The organism is Rubritalea squalenifaciens DSM 18772 (assembly GCF_900141815.1).
Lineage (GTDB): Bacteria > Verrucomicrobiota > Verrucomicrobiia > Verrucomicrobiales > Akkermansiaceae > Rubritalea > Rubritalea squalenifaciens.
Map to the genome: position 1 here is coordinate 584,709 of NZ_FQYR01000004.1, position 18,820 is coordinate 603,528.

General features: G+C 50.9%; 16 protein-coding genes. 7 read left to right on the forward strand and 9 right to left on the reverse strand.

Annotated elements, in window-relative coordinates:
- Positions 1 to 149 precede the first annotated feature (149 nt).
- Entirely contained in the window at positions 150 to 1,592 is a 1,443-nt protein-coding gene (locus tag BUB27_RS12695) for a sulfatase family protein (protein WP_234991750.1), read from the forward strand.
- A gap of 61 nt (positions 1,593 to 1,653) precedes the next feature.
- On the opposite strand, the gene BUB27_RS12700 is transcribed toward BUB27_RS12695, so the two are convergent.
- From BUB27_RS12700 to BUB27_RS12720, 5 genes are all read right to left on the reverse strand, one after another.
- Positions 1,654 to 2,970, reverse strand: coding sequence for a DUF1501 domain-containing protein (locus tag BUB27_RS12700; RefSeq protein WP_143184216.1), 1,317 nt, complete (start codon positions 2,968 to 2,970; stop codon positions 1,654 to 1,656).
- Between the two features lie 9 nt (positions 2,971 to 2,979).
- A complete protein-coding gene (locus BUB27_RS12705) occupies positions 2,980 to 4,986 on the reverse strand; it encodes a DUF1549 domain-containing protein (RefSeq protein WP_143184217.1) in 2,007 nt (668 codons plus the stop codon).
- 163 nt (positions 4,987 to 5,149) lie between these two features.
- Positions 5,150 to 5,740 (reverse strand): DUF2062 domain-containing protein, encoded by a 591-nt coding sequence (locus BUB27_RS12710; protein WP_143184218.1) that lies wholly within the window; start codon positions 5,738 to 5,740, stop codon positions 5,150 to 5,152.
- 36 nt (positions 5,741 to 5,776) lie between these two features.
- Entirely contained in the window at positions 5,777 to 6,244 is a 468-nt protein-coding gene (locus BUB27_RS12715; RefSeq protein WP_143184219.1) for an iron-sulfur cluster assembly scaffold protein, read from the reverse strand.
- Positions 6,245 to 6,323: 79 nt separating this feature from the next.
- Positions 6,324 to 7,097 (reverse strand): hypothetical protein, encoded by a 774-nt coding sequence (locus tag BUB27_RS12720; protein WP_143184220.1) that lies wholly within the window; start codon positions 7,095 to 7,097, stop codon positions 6,324 to 6,326.
- 145 nt (positions 7,098 to 7,242) lie between these two features.
- On the opposite strand from BUB27_RS12720, the gene BUB27_RS12725 reads away from it, so the two are divergent.
- A complete protein-coding gene (locus BUB27_RS12725) occupies positions 7,243 to 7,722 on the forward strand; it encodes a PTS sugar transporter subunit IIA (protein ID WP_143184221.1) in 480 nt (159 codons plus the stop codon).
- Between the two features lie 78 nt (positions 7,723 to 7,800).
- Positions 7,801 to 9,555, forward strand: a complete 1,755-nt coding sequence (gene argS, locus BUB27_RS12730; protein WP_143184222.1) for an arginine--tRNA ligase — start codon at positions 7,801 to 7,803, stop codon at positions 9,553 to 9,555.
- 84 nt (positions 9,556 to 9,639) lie between these two features.
- On the opposite strand, the gene BUB27_RS12735 is transcribed toward argS, so the two are convergent.
- The 3 genes from BUB27_RS12735 to BUB27_RS12745 form a co-directional block, all read right to left on the reverse strand.
- Positions 9,640 to 11,622, reverse strand: a complete 1,983-nt coding sequence (locus BUB27_RS12735) for a hypothetical protein (protein ID WP_143184223.1) — start codon at positions 11,620 to 11,622, stop codon at positions 9,640 to 9,642.
- Positions 11,623 to 11,663: 41 nt separating this feature from the next.
- Positions 11,664 to 12,089 carry a hypothetical protein gene (locus tag BUB27_RS12740; protein WP_143184224.1) on the reverse strand — a complete coding sequence of 142 codons (426 nt, stop codon included), beginning with the start codon at positions 12,087 to 12,089 and terminating at the stop codon, positions 11,664 to 11,666.
- A gap of 63 nt (positions 12,090 to 12,152) precedes the next feature.
- Positions 12,153 to 14,144 carry an ATP-binding cassette domain-containing protein gene (locus BUB27_RS12745; protein ID WP_143184225.1) on the reverse strand — a complete coding sequence of 664 codons (1,992 nt, stop codon included), beginning with the start codon at positions 14,142 to 14,144 and terminating at the stop codon, positions 12,153 to 12,155.
- Between the two features lie 105 nt (positions 14,145 to 14,249).
- On the opposite strand from BUB27_RS12745, the gene BUB27_RS12750 reads away from it, so the two are divergent.
- Positions 14,250 to 15,788: a hypothetical protein gene (locus BUB27_RS12750; RefSeq protein WP_143184226.1), complete on the forward strand. Its 1,539-nt coding sequence runs from the start codon at positions 14,250 to 14,252 to the stop codon at positions 15,786 to 15,788.
- A 76-nt stretch (positions 15,789 to 15,864) separates the two neighbouring features.
- Positions 15,865 to 16,899, forward strand: a complete 1,035-nt coding sequence (locus BUB27_RS12755; protein ID WP_143184227.1) for an NF038122 family metalloprotease — start codon at positions 15,865 to 15,867, stop codon at positions 16,897 to 16,899.
- Positions 16,900 to 16,919: 20 nt separating this feature from the next.
- Here the strand turns inward: BUB27_RS12755 and BUB27_RS12760 are convergent, their stop codons facing one another.
- Positions 16,920 to 17,651: a hypothetical protein gene (locus tag BUB27_RS12760; protein ID WP_143184228.1), complete on the reverse strand. Its 732-nt coding sequence runs from the start codon at positions 17,649 to 17,651 to the stop codon at positions 16,920 to 16,922.
- 193 nt (positions 17,652 to 17,844) lie between these two features.
- On the opposite strand from BUB27_RS12760, the gene rpsM reads away from it, so the two are divergent.
- Both rpsM and rpsK read left to right on the forward strand, forming a co-directional pair.
- Positions 17,845 to 18,219 (forward strand): 30S ribosomal protein S13, encoded by a 375-nt coding sequence (gene rpsM / locus BUB27_RS12765; RefSeq protein ID WP_143184229.1) that lies wholly within the window; start codon positions 17,845 to 17,847, stop codon positions 18,217 to 18,219.
- 19 nt (positions 18,220 to 18,238) lie between these two features.
- Positions 18,239 to 18,784, forward strand: coding sequence for a 30S ribosomal protein S11 (rpsK, locus tag BUB27_RS12770; RefSeq protein ID WP_143184230.1), 546 nt, complete (start codon positions 18,239 to 18,241; stop codon positions 18,782 to 18,784).
- Positions 18,785 to 18,820: the final 36 nt, after the last annotated feature.

Sequence of the window (18,820 nt, forward strand, 5' to 3'; positions counted from 1 at the left end):
GAGACTTGGGAAAAGCTCATTGATGCTTTTCGTAGCTGTCGCAAATTAGAGCGATGTTATGGCTGAATTGTGTGTAAGAATTAGATGCCGATATGCTTAATTAGGAGATCATGATTACTCAAAGACATTCTGGGATTTATCGATTTTCTTTGCGAGCGTGTCTGGGCGCGCTTTCCGCGTTGGCACTTCTGGCAGGACATGCAGGGGCTGAAGAGCGGCCTAATATTCTTTTTATTTTTGCGGATGACCTAGCCTATGAGTCAGTCGGATTCATGGGGAATGAGGAGGTTAAGACCCCCAATTTGGATAAGCTCGCTAAGAATGGGACCGTGTTTACTCATGCCTATAACCCTGGAGCTTGGAATGGTGCTATCTGCATGGCGAGCCGAGCGATGATGATGACGGGCAAGCAATTATGGAAGGTACACAAAGAGGGCCCTGTGCCCGTGATCACGGAAGGGAAAAGTTTTCCGCAGTTACTCAGAAATGAAGGGTACGATACCTACTACACCGGGAAGTGGCATGTAGGAAGTAATAAGGATTGTAAGACCGCATGGGGGCAAACCGGGCATGTACTTCCAGGTATGCTAAAGATGCATAATCAGAAGAAGCGCTATAGCCGTAATTTTGAGCCAGGAAAGGACAACTGGAGTCCTACGGACAAGAGCTGGGGTGGTTTTTGGTCCAAGGATGGGAAGCATTACAGCGAAATTGTAGCGGATGATGCCGTCGGGAAGTTGAAGGAGAAGGGGGACAAGCCTTTCATGATGATGGTGGCCTTCAATGCGCCTCATGACCCTAGACAGGCACCTCAAAAGTATCAGGACATGTATCCTTATTCTAAGATTAAGGTTCCAGAGGATTTTGTCTCGGAGAATCCATACAACCTTGGTGTGAAGAAAATCAGGGATGAGTTGCTCGCCCCCTATCCACGTACTCCTTATTCGGTTCAGGTGAACCGTAGTGAGTATTATGCGCTGATTACTCATATGGATGACCAGATTGGTAGGATCCTGGAGGCTTTGGAGCAATCGGGTAAGGCGGACAATACGATTATCATCTTCAGTGCAGACCATGGTTTGGCCTGTGGGCACCATGGCTTGCTTGGGAAGCAGAACCAGTATGACCACTCAGTGCGTGTGCCTTGGATTATCACTGGGGCAGGCATTCCTAAGGGTAAGAAAATTGATTCACCAATCTATCTGCAGGATGCGGCTGCCACTTGTTTAGACCTTGGCGGTGTAGATAAGCCAGAGCACGTGGACTTTGAGAGCGTGATGCCTCTGGTGAAGGGGGATTCCAGCAAGGCGCGCAAACTTGTCTACAATGGCTACGTGAACCTACAGCGCATGGTGCGTACGGATGATTATAAGTTGATCGTGTACCCGAGGGCCAAGCAAGAGCTTCTTTTCGACCTGAAGAATGATCCCATGGAGATGAAGAATCTTGCAGGCGATAAGAAGTACGCCGAAGTCCTGAAAGACATGCATGCCAAGCTGGCTGAGCAAATGAAGGCAGTGGGAGATCCCTTGGATCTGGAGAATCCAGATGCCTCCTACAAGAAGTATCTCTCTGCGAAGTCAGCTTACTAAGAGATTTGAAAGAAAAAGCCGCGGTTCGAGCGAACCACGGCTTTTTTTGTTACTGGTCTGACTAAGCGAAAATTCCTTGGATCGGGGATCCATGTTGTGATCCCATCTTGAATGGACGTTTACTGCTGGAGTAAACGATCTGGTCATGCTTGAGCCCCATGGCGTGAGCGATAGTTGCATTGAAGTCTCCGGCATTGACCTTGTTCTCGGTGACCTCAGCAGCGGTTTTGTCCGTAGTGCCGTATGCCATTCCCCCCTTGATTCCTCCGCCTGCCATGAGGGTGGTGAAGGCTTTCGGGAAGTGATTGCGGCCAGCATTACCGGTGACTTTAGGGGTGCGTCCGAATTCTGTGGCGAGTACCACGAGTGTGGAGTCTAGCAGTCCTTTTGCTTTCAGGTCGATTAACAGTGCGGAGAGAGCTTGGTCCAGAATAGGAAGCTTGTTTTCGGCTTCTACGAAATTGTCTGCATGCCAGTCAAAGCCTCCGAGTTCGACCTCGATGGAGCGTACACCACGTTCCACAAGCCTTCTTGCGAGGAGACAGCCTTTTGAGAAGGTAGTGGCTCCATAGAGGGCATGAACCTCCTTGGGCTCATTGGATAGATCAAAGGCTTCCAGGTCTTCACTCTTCATCAGGCGCACCGCTGAGTCGTAGATCTCGTTGTAGGCGCGAGTCTCCTTGTGACCCTCGTGGTACTTGGCGTCAAATTCGGCATCAAGGATTCTACGGAGTTTAAGCTGTTTCTCGAATTCGCTATCAGTGACTTCCTTGCGCTGGTGAGAGTTTTTCAGGCCTTCCTCCGGTTTTTCCACGGGGAGTGGCTGGAACTTTGGTTCGAAGAAGCCTGCTCCCGGGTGGTCATTGTTACAGTTGATGGTGACAAATCCTGGCAGGGTGTCGTTCATCGGGCTAGTGAGCTTATTAACCCAGGCGGCGGATGATGGGTGCACGATACTGGCTCTTTGAGCGTAACCAGTACGCATGAAATAGCGGCCTGGGCCATGGGCTCCCTGGGTAGAGTTCATCGAGCGGATCAAGGCCATCTTGTCTGCCTGCTGAGCGAGCTTGGGTAGTAGTGAACCAAACTGGATACCATCGACATTAGTTTTGATGGCTTTGGTTTCTCCCATGATGTCGCTTCCCGCCTCGGGCTTGGGGTCGAAGGTGTCGATGTGCGACATGCCTCCTGACATGAAAAGATAGATGAGATGTTTGGCCTTGCCTCCACCGGCTGCGACCACTGCAGGATCAGCTGCAAATGCGGAGGCGCTGAACAGATTGGCCATGGAGCCTCCGATCGTCACACCGAAGCAGGTACGGGCCGTGGTGGCGAGGAAGTCTCTCCGAGAGAGCTCATTAAGTTTATTCGATTTCATGATGGTGGGTTATTGTACAAAGATGAAGCGCTTGGAGGTGAGCATGGCTTTAGCGAGAGCTCTGGTGTCTCGTGGGTCATCCAACAGGGAGAGAAATTGTTCTTTCTCCTTCTCATTAGGTAAGGTGCTGTAGATTGAGAGGAACAGGATGTCCAAGCGCTCTTCAGCCTTGCTCGCTTTGTTGAGCAGGTCAGCAAGCTTGCCGCGCTTGTCCGTAATCATCGCACTCTCTTTGCCATTCAGTAGGCTTAATGCCTGCGGGATCGAGGATAAGGTGTGCTGGGAATTGGTGATTTCCCGGTCGGAAGCTCCAAAGTCTCTGAGGAATGAGCCAGGGTTATAGGGGGCTGGCATTTCTGAGGCACGCAGAGGTGTTCTTGCTCGGGTGCGCAAGTTACGCGTCATGGTCATGCTCACCATCTTGTCACTGGAGGCGTCCATGCGGATCTGACGCGCTTGAAGAGCCAGCTTGGCGATGTCTCGACGAACTTTCGCAGACTTTTCGGTTTCTCCAGCGGCCTTGAATTCGGCTTCTTTGGTGCGCAACTCCGTGATTTGAGTCCTCAGCTTACGCGTTTTCTTTTCGACTTCGTTGGCAGACTCGCCGAGTTCAATGACTTCCTTGGGGGACATCTCCATGAGGTGGTGAATGCCTTTGGTGTAGGCTGTCCATTTGTAGTTGAGAGCTTTGTTTTCCTTGTCGTCAATGTTGCCCATTTCCAGGGTGAGAAGGGAGTCATGAATTTCTTCGGCACTCATTCTGCGCAGCAGTGGGCCACGGAAATCGTGAGCCGCTCCGCCTTCGAGCTCGAAGGCACATGTCTCTCTCTGAAAAAGTGCTGTGTGGTAAATGATGCGAAGTGTTTCCCGGGTGTCGAAATCTGTGAGGTGCATGATTTTCACCAAACTGTCTAAGACTTCAGGATGTGAAATGTCGCTTCTTTCCGTCCAGTTATCCTGCGGCTCTACGAGTCCGTAGCCAATCGCGTGTGCCCACAAGCGGTTAGCGATAACTTTGCTGAACATAGGGTTATCTTTTGAAGTGACCCAGGCTGCCAGCTGTTCTGTGCCAGAGCTAGAAGCATCGAGCTTTGGCATGGAGCCAAAAAGAACGGCGGGAGAGACCACGTCACCGGGCTTACCGTCGTTGTAGGGATAATCATGAGGGAGCTGAAGCTGCTTGGTAGAGATGTAATTGACTTCGTTGCGTCTGAAATCACGAAAGACATTGCGGAGTCCTTGTGCTTCTTGGCGCATGTTGTTGCGGCGTTTCTTTCTGTCATTTCGGGCAACAGGTTCTGCGGTGCCTCTTTTAAATTCGATGACTTCTCGCACTTTCTTCTGGGCGAGTTCACTGCGGTTATACTCGAGTGTCGCTCCAAAGGCTGCCAGCTGGTAATATTGCTTTTGCGTCCAATCCTCGAACGGGTGGTCATGGCATTGCGCGCAGCCAATCTGGGTTCCGAGGAATACCTGGGCCGTGTTGCTGATGTTGTCCAAAAGCATGTTGGTGTCACGGAGGTAGTAGCCAACAGCAGGGTTGTCTGAGGCATGACCGCTAGAGGCGAGCATGGTGTAGACGATCTCATCGTAGGGGGTATTCTGGTTTACCTGTTCACGGAGCCAGACGTGCCAACCAAGTCCGAACTGGCCTTGGTTGGTTTGTAGCCTGAGCATATTCGCATAGAAATTGAACATCTTGGAGTTAAAGCCCGGTGAGTAAACCAGCTTGTCGACTAGCTTGTGGCGCTTGTCTGGCGTGGAGTCGGCGATAAACTCTTGGGTTTCTTGATAAGTGGGAATACGGCCAATGATGTTGAGGTAGGCTCTGCGCACGAAGGTGCTGTCATCTACGATAGGGTTCGGTTTGATCCCTTGCTTGGCATTGTTCACTTGAATGCGCTCATCAATGCCACGAGCGGTATTTTTCACCACTTCCAGCGAGAGTTCGGCATTCGCTACAGTGCTGATAAGGGCGAATACTCCTATAAAAGGGCGCAGATAATGGACGATCATGATCTCAACTTGTCTGGGGTTCTAGCTAGCAAGATACAGGTGGATCTGTACGAATGCCACATACTAACTAGCTATGAAACCAGCTTAAGTTACAGAAGTTTTATCAAAAACGCAAAATAGCCTGCTTTTTTCTGCTTTCCGGGCGGGAATGGCACTTTTGCACTCAGTCGTCAGTGTCTGCCACAGGGACCGGTTCTACTGCTTTGCCGCGGTTGGGTAGAAAGAGGCTGACTCCGTACACTAGGGGATAGGCTAACATGGCGAGGATGAAGCCTGAGAAGAGGAAGCCGAGGACGAAGTTGCCGATGTTCGCTGTCGTTAGGCCTCCTTCCAGAAGCAGGGTGCCGAAGATATCGATTCTGGGAGCTTCAAAGCTCATTTCCAAATGGGAAAAATACGGCGGGCGGGGAATGCCCAGAGTATGGTGCAACCAGTATCCGAAGCGCTCTTGCAGAGCCATGATAGGGATTTGTGTGATCGGATTCGTAATCCAGCAAGCTGCAATAGCAGCCGGTACGTTGCCCCTGGCTCTTAGGCATCCCAGTGCCGCCAAGACCATCTGAAATGGTATAGGAAGCATGGAGCAGAAGAAACCAACAGAGAGTCCATTGGCTACCGTAGCTCGGCAGGGTAGCCAGTAGCGGCGGTTAAAGACTGACTTAATGACAGGATCCAGCCACTTGATCCTACGGATGCGGGGGTGGCGCAGGTAACGATAGGCGCGACGAACGAGTCTGAGATACCTGCGTTTCAATGGTGAAGTGGTTTATTGGGTTGACTAAGAAAAGGGTTATTCCTCCAACTTGACGATGCGGATCTTGCCTGAGGCTTGTTGCATGGAATTTGAGAGGGTGTTGCTATCCTCCGCTTTAGCGGGTTCTTCTGCTGGGCTCTGATCCAGCGCACTTTTTAGGGCGCCTTCAACCAGCTGGCCGCAGTGGATTTTCATGGGAGGCAGGGCCCCTAGGTCACCGGAGAGTTCTTGTGCACTCAGATGACGAGCTTCTTCCTCGGTCTTGCCCTTGAGCATTTCCGTAGCCATCGAGGCAACAGCAATGGCTGTCTGGCAGCCGAAGGACTGGAATGAAGCACGGTCAATGACCTTTTTGCCGTTTTCCTCCTTGAACTTGAGCCACATGCGCAGCATGTCCCCGCAATCGGGAGAGCCAACAGTGCCGACGCTATCTGCATCTTGCATTTCTCCCTGATTCTTGGGGTTAGCGAGGGTCTCTCTTACTTTGTCCTCAAAGTCGCTCATGCCGGAAGATTGGTTTGGAAAGTGGAACTTGCAAGTTTCAAGTTGTTCTACAATTGGGACAAAATGGTGATCTAGTCCATTATTTGGCTGGAGAAAAGATGGTGCCAGCCGCTTTGACGCTTATTTTCTGGTTTCTTGCGTAAGCATTGACCGCTCTCATCCTGATTTCTTTTTCATTATTGCTTTTGAATAGTCCCTCCAAGGCGTCATGTAAAATGAAGGCTCCAGGATACATCAGTGATTTGGTTTGCAGTAGTGGGTAGACATTTCCCTGTCTGAAGTATTTTGAAAAATAGGATTCAGAATGACAGCAGAGGGTGATGGTCAGGATGACGGGTGGTTTTTCTGCGCTTGTGATATTCAGCTGAAAATCCATCAAACCGTTGTGACCGATATAGGCGACCAGATTGGATTTGGAACCAATAGCCAGCTTCTTGTCCAGGGAGCTATGTTCTACGCTAGCTTCAAATCCCCCGAGACAGGCATTCAGGTAGTCTTTTATGCAGGTCTTGATCGCGCTGCCTCGGTAGGCGTCTGCTACCAGTAGGCTCTGGCTTTCCTTGTGTTGGAAAATGATTCTCTCCAGAATAGGGGACTCTTTATCCGTTGGTTTGATCACCGCCAATCGCTTCCACTTAGAGGAATTGGAAAAGTAGGATTTGGCCCCATCTGAGCATCCCCAGTAGAGGTTGCTGTCTGGGTCGTTACCATTGCCGATTTTGGCCGGAACTGGTGCGATGCCTTGGCTCTGATTGTCACAGAGTGCGACGAAAAGGTGGATCGTTCTTGGGGCGGCTGAGGCGTAAAACAAGCATGTGAGTAGTAAAAAAAGTGCAAGGACGGAAGTTCTCATGGTTTCTTTAGATATCGCGTAGAATGGCCTTAATCATGCTACAGGTCGAGCAGCTGTGCGAGAAAATCACTTGATTTTGGCTACTTATGAGGGTAGACGCCTTTCCCTCATAGTTGTGTACGCACAGCGATGAGCCAATCTTCCTATGAAATTAGCAAGTTTACTGACTGTAGAACAAGTGATGCTGGACATGAAGTCCGAGGAGCACTGGCCTGCCATTGTGGAGCTAGTAGAGCATCTTGACAAAGAAGGTTTGCTTGCGCCTGAAAATAAGGAGGATGTGCTTGCCGCACTTCAGGTGCGCGAGGATCAGATTTCTACTGGTATTGGTTCCGGTGTAGCCATTCCGCATGCGTTTTCCGATAAGCTGGAGCATGTTGTGGCGATGTTCGGGCGCTCCAAGGATGGTATAGACTTCGAGGCCCTGGATAATGCACCGGTAAACTTCGTACTACTTTTCGTAGTGCCTAAGAAGGACTACCACATGCACCTCCAGACCTTGGCGGCCATCGCTAAGATGTTCAACAATTGTGAGGTGCGCCAGCAACTCGCGGAGGCTGAGACTCGCCGTGATATTCTGGAGATTCTTGGATCTCGTCCTTCACGGATTCACAGCGAGCGCTAGTCCAGGCGTTGCTGGCTGAGATGTTTTTTGATCCGCACGGGGGTTGCGGGTTTGGCGATTTTCTGATTTATGGAGGCCATGACATTCCAGCAGGTTATTGAAAGTCGCTTGTTAGAAGCATTTGCGGCGGCAGGCATCGAACTGCCAGAAGGCTTCAAGGCTCAGGTCGTACAGAGTGCGGACCTGCGCTTTGGCGATTACCAGGCCAATTCTGCCATGGCGCTCGCCAAACGCCTGCGAATGAACCCACGCGAACTCGCCACTCAGGTCGTGGAGGCGCTTCAGGTGGAAGATTTGGCCACAACGGAGATCGCAGGTCCAGGATTCATCAACTTCCGCATCAAGCCTGAGGCATGGGCTGGCAAGGTGGCTGAGCTGCTTGGCGATGAACGTCTCGGTGTTGAGAAGGTGGAGAACCCAGAGAATATCGTAGTCGATTTCTCCGCGCCAAACGTGGCCAAGCCAATGCATGTGGGCCACATCCGCTCCACCATCATTGGTGATTCCCTTTCCCGTATCTCTCGCTTCTTGGGGCACAATGTGATCACGGACAACCACATCGGCGACTGGGGCACCCAGTTCGGGATGGTGATTTATGGCTGGAAGAATCTGCTCGATGAAGCGGCTCTGAAAGCTGATCCGCTGCAGGAATTGCTGCGCCTCTACCGAGGTGTGAATGCTCTCTGCAAGGAAGACGAGGCCGTGAAAGACCAGTGCCGTGAAGAGCTGGTGAAGCTGCAAAGCGGAGATCAGGAAAACTACGCGATCTGGGAAAAGTGCGTAGAGGTCTCCAAGCTGGGCCTCGATAAGATTTACGACCGCCTGGAGGTGACTTTTGATCATTGGCTGGGTGAGAGCTATTACAATGATGCCTTGGCTCCACTGGTGGAGACCATGGAAAAGGAAGGTATGGCGCGTGAGAGTGACGGCGCTCTCTGTGTTTTCTCCAGCGGTGAAGGTGATCCCGGTAACGACCCTTTCAAAGAGAAGCGTGACGGAGAGTGGAGTGATCTACCCATGATCATCCGCAAGCGCGACGGAGGTTTCAACTACGCTACCACGGATATCGCGACTGTAGACTACCGTCTGCATGAGTGGAATGCGGACAAGATCTGGTACGTGGTGGATGCTCGTCAGGGGCTTCACTTCAAGCAGCTCTTCGATGTTTCCAAGCGTCGCGGCTGCAAGGCCGAACTGAAGCACGTGTCCTTCGGAACCATTCTCGGCAAAGATGGGAAACCACTCAAGACCCGTGATGGTGACCTTCCTCAGCTAGAGGATGTGCTCAGTGATGCTATCAAGCAGTCACGCATTGTTCTCGAAGAGAAGAGTGGTCACCTCGAAGAAGAGGAGAAAGAAAAGCTCGCGGAGGTAATTGGACTCGGTGCGGTGAAATTCACCGAACTCAGCCACCACCGTGCGAGTGACTATATTTTCGATCTGGAGAAAATGGTAGCTCTTGTGGGAGACACAGCTCCATATCTGCAAAATGCATACGTCCGTACTCGTTCCATTTTCCGTAAGCTGGAGGAAGAGGTGGTTCTGGATAGCGAGGGTCTTACCATCACGGAGGACGGAGAAATCCACCTAAGCCGTATCCTCTCCCGTTTCGGTGAGGTGCTTCCAAGTGTGCTGGATGATTTGCGCCCGAATATCTTGGCGAACTACTTGCTGGATCTGGCAAAGGCCTTCCACAGCTTCTTCGAGGCTTGCCCAGTATTGAAGAGTGAGGGAGAAGTGCGTAAATCACGTCTCGTGCTCTGTGAGCTCACTGCTCGCGTGCTGGAGAAAGGCTTAGGCCTGCTCGGGATCAACGTGCCTGAGCGCATGTAGTAGCTCTGGCAGTAATCATTCATATAAAGAACGGCCTTGGTTGTAGAACCAAGGCCGTTTTGCATTTGGGGTGTTTGAGGGAGATTATTCTACTATCTCAGCATTGACTGCACCGTCTTGTGTCGCCTCTTTGCTGACGTCTGCTGCGCCTTCGCCAAACTCTAGGTCCAGGAGTCTCTGGATGCCTTCATTGGCGAACTTGCTGTTCGGGTAGATTCGCTTGGCCTCGAGATACCAGGAGAGGGCTGAGCCTGTCTGAGCAATATTCTTTTCCTCGAGGTTCTTGGCGCGGGTGAGTGCATTGGTGAAGGTGGCTACTTCTCCTGCAAGGCGGGCCTTGGTATTGGCGATCTTGGGATCATCGAAGTACTTGACCTGAGCTTTGTAGACGGCCTCCCACGCGGCATGTGGCTGGCCAGCGGCTTCGAGCTGCTTTGCTGTTTCCAGAGCTTTTTCGATTTCCTCGATGGAGGTGCCGATTTCTTCAAGTTGCTTCATGCGAGCCTCATCATTCATCTTGCCGAGTACAACTACGAATGTGGACTTGCGAGGTTCCTCGAGCATGGCGCGGTAGGATTTTGCTGCCAGAAGGTTATCAAAGTCTTTTATGGCGTTTGCGGCAAGGTCCTGATCCTCGGTCATTCCTGCAATCTGTTTATCCAGAGCTGAATTAAGGTCACCGATGGCCGGGTTGCCTGGCCACATCTTGATCGCGTTTTCCATGGCCACTTTGAATTTGTCCGTTTCTTTATTGAGCAGGGCAAATTTGGCGTCACGTACATAGCTGTCTGACCCGCGCTTGTGGGCTGATATGTAGGAATTGGCTTTGGAGCTGTTGTAGTCTGTGGCCTGAGATTTGAGTGACTCATTGAGTTCGGTGGCTCTGGCGAGTTCCTTGGCGGACAGAGCTTCGATGAGATCATTGCCGTCTTGGACGTACTGCTGGATTCTTGCTTTGGAGTCGATCGGGACGGTCTGAACGACAGGAAGGAATTCACCGATGGCATAGGCTTCAACCAAGCGTTCTGAGGCTGCATGTAAGCGGTCCTGAGCGAGGTTGTTGCGGAATGCGTCGATCAAGGTGCGTGTCTTACGAATCGCTTCGTTGGCGGCTGCATCTAATCCGGAAACAGTAGGGTTCACACCTATTCCTTCAGAGAAAAACTTCTCGGTATCAGAGCCTTTCTTGAGGCGCATTTTCTGATCACCGTCTTTGAAGATAAGGTTATAGAAGCGGGAGGAGATCACGACGTGCTCGAAGCGGCGCTGCATGAAGAGCTGCACCATCATCGCCTGATACTGGATCTTGGACTGGGTCAGGCTGATAGCTCCTTCTCCTTCGTACTTCTTCTTGATGGCTTCGATTTCTACGAGCCTCTTCTGCATCATGAGGTACTCGGTAGAGGTGACACGTGAATTATTCTGCTGACGGCCATTCTTGCCGTTTTTGCCGCCGTTGCCTCCTGTAGGCTGTGGCGTTTGGAACTCCAGTTTGGACTCCATGATGCCCATGTTGTAGATGATGCGATCACGTTCCTTGTTGAGGCGCTCAATAGCCTCCTTTTTACTGCCGATGCCTTGCTTGGTGAGAAGGGCGGAGTAGATGGAGTTGCCCAGGGACTCACAGATGTTTCCGTCACCAGGATAATCGGAGGCTTTTTCGAGCAGCTCGTAGGCAGCTTTGAGGTTCTGTCCTTCTTCGTTTGTAGGGGAAAGATGCTCAAGAATTTGCTGAATGGTCTCACGGTATTCGATGGCTGCCTGAGTGGCAAATTCAGTGGATGCCAGATAAGCCTCGAACTGACCACCGAGATTGTTGTCCATCAGGGAATAGGTGCGCCCTTGGAAGGTCACTGTCTTCTGAGTGGGATCAATCAGCGGGAGCTCTTCTCCATGAGGGGAGGCTGAATTTTGCTGTGTGCGGGTGATCGTGGTGTCGTTGCTGCCTGAGGCTGTATTCTTTGAGGATGGCACAATGCTGCCTGATCCTGTAGGCGAGAGGACTTGGCCAGATGCCGATAAGGACAGGACGCTGAGAGCAAGGACTGAAATGTGAGTTTTCTTCATTTTAGGAAAATTAGTCTAGTTATGAGGCGGTGGCAAATGGGCTATTGGGAAGCATATTGGAGGGCTTCCAGATTGCCTCCATTGATGACTTTGACGACGAATGTGTAATTTTGCTTTGTTTCAAGGTTCGGGCCTTGGACTGTGCTTGGTACGAAAATACCAATATCCCGAGGTAAACCCGCTGGATATTTAGCTTCGCCGACATCCACGCGAACGTAGATTTTTTGACCTCTTGCTGGATCGTGGAAGGGTTTGGAAAAGACCTCGCCAGTGACCTGGTATTTGTTACCACGCAGGCTGTTGCCGTCATTGACGTAGCTCTGAAGTGGGAACTCTTTGGCGTCGACCTTGTCGCTTGAGCCGATGACTTTAAAGCCAAGGTAGCCAGCTAGGGCGATGACGGCGATGCCGATGATGACGGTGGTCTGTGAATTACTTTGTTTCTTTTTTCTGGATCTACGAGCCATGGTGAAAGTGTGATTGATGTCTGATAATAAGAGGGATTGCTGAAATGGTTACGACGTCGGGAATTAATGTTCCCATTGATGACGGCGGATTCCGATGTAGGAGGCGATGAGGCCGATGAGGATCTGGAAGCCTAAGACATAGAGGCAAATCATTCTAGTGTTATCAAGTGGAGTCGTGGTGACGGTAGTGATGGCTGCTTGATAACGGTCTTCTAGGGATTCAATGCTGCCAGACCAGGCCCAGTAAGCGGAGATGAAAGGGCGGGTGATTTGGCCCACGAATTCGGGAAGCGCCAAGACTGCACCTGAGAGTGGTAGCTGGAAGCCAACCAGGTAAATGGACAGGAGTGATGCCTGTTCAGAGGTTTTCATCAGCGAGGAAATGCCCAGACAGATGGATGTCATGGCCGCATTGACGAGGATGAGGAACAAGACGTGATCGAAGAATCCATTGGTGGCGTGGTTTTCCGGGAAATGCCAGAATTGCTCTACGAAAATAGCCATCCACACGGACTGGATGATGACCATGCCGGATAGGAAGACAATCTTACTCAGGAGGTAGGCAAAGGGACTGACTCCGCCAAACTTTTCTTTCTCCATGATCTTACGTTCACCAGCGATCTCGCGGGCTGCGTTATTGGAGCCCATCAGTGCGAGCAAGACGACTTGGAACATGATGATGCCCGAGACGGCTCCACCGACTTTGGCTCTGTTTTCGCCGATGGTTTCCAAGTTTTTCATCGACTGCATGGATACTTCTACATCTGGGACATCCGGATACTGAAGAAGAGGGGCACTGGCTTGCTCCCCGAAAAGAGCAACTAGGCAGGGGAAACAGATCAGGATGGCCAGTTGGAGGATGACCTGGCCTTTGTCCCGGAAAAAGATCTTCCAGCGACGAGCCAGCAAGGTGCTGAATTGACTGGCGAAATTAGGGGTGCTGATTGGTTCCGCTCCTTCGGAAACAATTTCGCTGGAGTCGAGGAACTTCTCTGTTTCGACTTCCAGTGGGGCAGAGTCCTCTATTTTCTGAGGCTTTCTTGCGCGCACTTTGCCAGTCTTCTTGATCGGAATGTCACCGAACTCATCAAATTCTGTGTCAGAGGAGATTTCGCTTTTGGTGCGGTCATCTTCAAGAGGACCAGTCTCATCAAGTACGATATCTTGGGTGGATTTTTTGGATTCCTTGGACGGGGTGTCCAGCTCCTTGGTCTCAGGGATGATGAGCTGGCCTTCGTCAATGAGCCTCTGGCGGGTACTATCGATCTTTTTGTAGTAGACGTCTTTGTGCTTGAGCCAGGATTTCTGCCATTTGCTGGCATCTTGCTTAGCCAGACGAGGGTAGATTTCCTCGGTGTCTTCGACGGAGAAATAATGGGTGAGTCCATTTGGTGGTCCGTGGTAGGCGACTCTGCCTTCGTGCAAGACCAGGATGGAATCGTAGAGTTCTAGATGGGCCAGAGAGTGGGTGACTGAGATGACGATGCGGCCATCGCGTCGGGAAAGGGAGTGCAGTCGGCGTACGATATCTCGCTCGGATCTTGGGTCCAGGCCTGAAGTCACCTCATCGCAAAGCAGTAGCTTGGGGTCAGTAACGAGCTCCATGGCCAAACCGAGACGGCGCTTTTGACCGCCTGAAAGGACTTTAACGTAGCGGTCTGCAATACTCGTCAGGCCAGTCTCTTCAAGTACTCGATCAATACGGAGATCCAAGTCGTCCAGATTGCGGGTACGCACTCGGAGTTTGGTGACTGCCTCGATGGATTCGTCTACGGTCAATTCATCATAGGCGATAGAAAATTGGGGGACGTAGCCAAGTTCAGCTGGGTCAAAGTCGCCATCTTCTTCAAGGTCTCTGCCGTTCCAGTAGATAGCGCCTTCAGAAAGCTCGTTCAGGCCGGCAAGTGTATTGAGCAAGGTGGTTTTACCGCAACCAGACGGTCCCACGATGGCCATGAAGTGACCAGATGGGATATTAATGCTTACACGATCAACCAGGTTGAGGGGTTCATCGTCTTTCTCAATGGTAAAACAAAGGTCTTTTATCTCTAGCACGGTTGATAATAAGTTTTTACAGAACGATGGTTACACAAAAGCAAATTTCCCGTAGAAGCGAGAAGAAACCTTGAGACTTGAAGGTATTAACTTAGCTTGTAGCCCATGTCCAGAAGACGAAAAAGTAGTAGAAGAAGAGGAAAGAACCGCATGATGAAGGGGCTTGGGTGGAAGTTGTCTGCGCTCTTTTGTGTGCTGTTAGTGTCTGCATTAGCAGTGGGTTATAACCGTGTTCTGGCTTATATTCATAGCTCTGAGTTCAGTGAAGCAATGAGTCTGAAAGTCGGAGACTTGATGGGGGCTGAGGGGGAATTTGAAAAATTCACCTGGAATGGAATGCATGGAGAGAATGACGGATTTACTGCCGTGAGTGATGGAGGTTTGGCCAAACTGGAGGCGGAAAATCTGTCATTAGATGTGAAATGTGACTTCTTGCAACGGGAAGAGTGGGAGCTGAGAAATGTCGAAGTGGGGGCGCTTCAGGTGGATTTAGATTTGACCAAAGAGTTCAATAAACCACGTGTCAGGGATGCGGCTGAGGGGTTGTTGGAACAATTTCTGCCAAAGAGGGCAGCACTTTATGATGCCACGATACTGCGGGCTGGAGCGAAAATTCTGACTGAAGGTGGTGATTATGAGATGAAGGATGTGCAGGTTGAGTTGGTGAAACAGGATGGTAGTGCCGCTTACGATGCCAGTCTCTCTGGCGGCTATTTCAAGATGCCGCTGGAAATGCTGGGTAAGGCCTATCTCAAAGATGGTCAGGTAAGATTTCTCAATAACCGTCTACACATCGATAAAGCAGATTTTGAGGTGTTTGATACAGGAAAGCTCGGGCTGGAAGGTGAAGTGGATTTTAATGAGGAAGGAAGTGGCTACGCACTGATGGGGGCGCTTGAGAATTTACAATGTGCCGATGTGATTCCGGAGGACTGGAAGCAGCAACTATTTGGGGAGTTTGCTGCAACCTTTAGCATCGAGCCACGCAGTGACAATGAGCCCGTTATCAAGGGAGAGATCATGATCAAAGATGGCAAGCTCACCGCTCTGCCGATTCTCGATAGTATCGCGGCATTCACTATGGTACGTGATTTCAAGACCCTGCGGTTTTCAAATTTCCGCTGCCATTTTGAGAAAGTGGGCCAGGAACTGAAGCTGAATGATATTTACATGCATTGTGATGGCTTGATCCGGGTTGAGGGGGCGTTAACCATTGATGGTGATAAGCTGGACGGCAAATTTTATGTCGGTCTTACGCCGGGGACCTTAAGCCACATTCCTGGGGCTGAGGATAAAGTTTTCCTCCCAGGGAAAGAAGGGATGAGCTGGACCACCGTAGTCATTGGAGGAACGACTGCCGATGTGAAGGAGGACCTCAGCGGGCGCTTGTTGGCCGCGGCTGGCGATAGAATGTTGGAAATGGTGGGTGGGAAGCAGATGCTTAAGTATGGTGGAGAAGTTGTTGGCAAGGTGCCTGGTGGTAATAAAGTCATGGAGAGCGGTAAGAATGTCTTGGAGGCAGGGAAGGATGTGCTAACGGGGGACAAGGATCCCGTCCAGGCTGGTTCCGATGTGCTGCAGCAGGGATTGAATTCCATTTTTGGCGGAGGGGATGAACCGGAAGAGGAAAAGAAGAAAAAGTAGATCTTAATCTGCTCTTAATATGCAGGGCTAATTTGAGTGGAAAGGTGCTCTGGAGTTGTGCTAAAGCAGCGTCCGCATGAAGCACCTTAAGTACCTCGCCCCATCAATATTCATCCTCGGAACCGCCAGTTCTTCCGCCCTTGATATTGTCTTCAGCCCCGCTGCGGGTATGGATCAAAGAGCACTAGATGGCTTCGAGTCCGCAGCACTCTACTGGGAGAGTGTGCTCATGGATGATGTTACTGTGAATATTGAGATCGATTTTACCGCGCTGGATCCGGGTGTGCTGGGGCAGGCGGGGAGTACTACTCAGAGTGTCACTGTTGTTGATTATTTTAATGCCTTGAACGCTGATGTGACGACGGCCGACGACGCCGTCGCTGTGGCTAACTTGCCGAATGCTGGCGGAGGAAGTCTGACCTTCCTCACTCAGACTGACACCGAGTCAAATTCTCTCGTGGTCGGGACTGATCGTGACCGCAGTGGAAACAATAGGGTTCTTGATCTAAATACATCGAATGCAAAAGCTCTTGGGCTCTTCGTTGGTGGAGCGGCCGATGCGGATGCTTTTATCACCTTCAGTAGTTCATTTAACTGGGACTTTGACCAGTCAGATGGAGTGGGGTCAGGACTTCAAGATTTTGTTGGTGTGGCGATCCATGAGATTGGCCACAGCTTGGGCTTCACCAGTGGAGTAGATACCGTGGACTATGCTATCGGTGCAGGAATTGATCTGGAAAACTTCAGGGTGTTTTCAGGTCTGGATATGTTTCGCTATAGTGCCGAGGGTGAGTTGAATCTTGCGGCTGGTGAGGAGGCTTACTTCTCTATTGATGGTGGTGCGACCAATCTGGGGCACTTCTCCACAGGGGTAGACTATGGTGACGGCAATCAAGCCAGCCATTGGAGGGATGGAGTAGGCCTTGGAATTATGGACCCTACTGCAAATCCTGCGGGACAGATCAATGAGGTTTCAGGTCTCGATCTGATGGCATTTGATGTCATCGGTTGGGATGTTGATGTCGCAGCGCAAGCTGTCCCGGAGCCATCAGTGCTTGGCTTGCTCGGCATTGGGGGTGGCCTGCTCCTTGGCAGAAGGAGAAGAAACTAGAGGGGCAATGCCCAGGCAATCTAGTCTTGCTCAAGCTCAATGAGTTTTTGCCTGAGTGCGCGGACTCTCGGGGTATCAATGACTTCCTCCGGGAGATCCATGAGCAACTCAAAGGCTTGTTTGTGATCTCGCATGTCCAATGCACCTTCGATGGTGGAGAGCTGAAGCTCTAGGTCGTCATCAAAGGCTTGGGGTTCCTCCTTATAGATAGTGCGCTGTTTTTCGGCAGGGAGGGATTCCTTTGCCTGCGGGGCATCTACGATTTCCAGATACACATACTCATCGCCCTCACGGATACGTCGGATGATGTTAAAGCTGAACAGCAGGATGAGGCCGAAGAAAAAGAAAGAGAGCTCCATGAGTACGGGAGAGGTGACCATGCCGGCGACTTTTTCTGCAAATTCCTTAGGAAGTCCTTCTAAATAGATGGCGGCAACTGCAATGAAGCCAAGGATGACAAAGAAGACCATCATGAAGGCGCAGCCAATGATCAGAGTTTTGACCCACTTGCGTTCCCATTCTGGAGCTTGTCTGGACAAAATGACCAAACTGGTGATCCACAGGCCGAGGAAAGTAGCAAGCCCTCCAGTGGTCAAGGCCATGTATTTGGGCTCTGAAAGCTTGGAGTCTAGGCCTGCCGCGAAATCTCCCAGTCCACCAGCGCCCACCACGGCAATGGTTTTGATCGCGATGAAAGCGATTACCAAGAGGATCATAATGGCGTAGCCGCCGATAAAGCAGATGCGAAGCATGAGCTTGATGTGACCTCGCTAGAGCAAATATTCAACCCCGAAGTGTGGACTTAACCGTTGGAATTGAGGAAAAAGCACCATTTCTCGCTTGCCAGAACGGAAATCTCTGGTAAACGAGCCGTCCCGCTTGGTGTCCCTGACACCTAAATTCCTGCGGAGCACAGTTATTAACCATTAAGAAAACCGTATCACCATGGCACGAATTTTCGGAATCGAAATTCCAAATGAGAAGCGCATCGAAGCGTCTCTCCCATATATCTACGGCATCGGACCAACAACTGCTAAGAGAATTCTCGAGCACGCTGGTGTAGATGCTGATATTCGCACAGGTCAACTCACAGAAGAGCAACTCGTTAAGATCGCCACGGTGATCACTTCCGAGGGGATCATCATCGAAGGTGACCTTCGTCGTGAGCGTCAAGCTGCCCTTAAGCGCCTGACCTCCATTAACTGCCACCGCGGTCAGCGCCACAAGCGCGGCCTTCCAGTTCGTGGTCAGCGTACCAAGACTAATGCCCGTACACGTAAGGGTAAGAAGCGCACTGTAGGTGTGGTAGGTAAGAAGTAACCTTTGACCTGTTAATAAAATGTCTGAAGAAACAAAGAACACAGAAGCAGTTGAGGAAGAAGTAAAAGCTCCTGCTGCACAGGAAGCTACTGAAGCTCCTAAAGCTGAAGAAACAGCTGAAGCTCCTAAAAAAGAGGAGAAGAAGCGCGATATTTTTGCTGAGCTCGCTGGCGCTGAGGAAGCTGACACCAAGATTCACAAAGCCAAGAAGAGCAAGAACGTTCACTCCGGTATCGTTCACATCACAGCCACTTTCAACAACACACTTGTCAGTGTAACAGACTCAAACGGTAATGCTATCGGTTGGTCTTCTGCTGGTAAGATGGGCTTCAAGGGTTCCCGTAAGTCCACCGCATATGCTGCACAGGTTGTCTCCCAGGACGCATGCCGTCAGGCAATGTCTCACGGTCTTAAGTCCGTTGAGGTTCGCGTAAAGGGTCCAGGTGCTGGTCGTGAGTCCGCAGTTCGTGCTGCACAGGCTCTCGGTCTTGAAATCACTTCAATCAAGGATGTAACTTCCGTACCACACAACGGTTGCCGTCCTAAGAAAGCACGTCGCGTATAATTTTAACGAAGGAACCAAACTACTAACCACAATTTA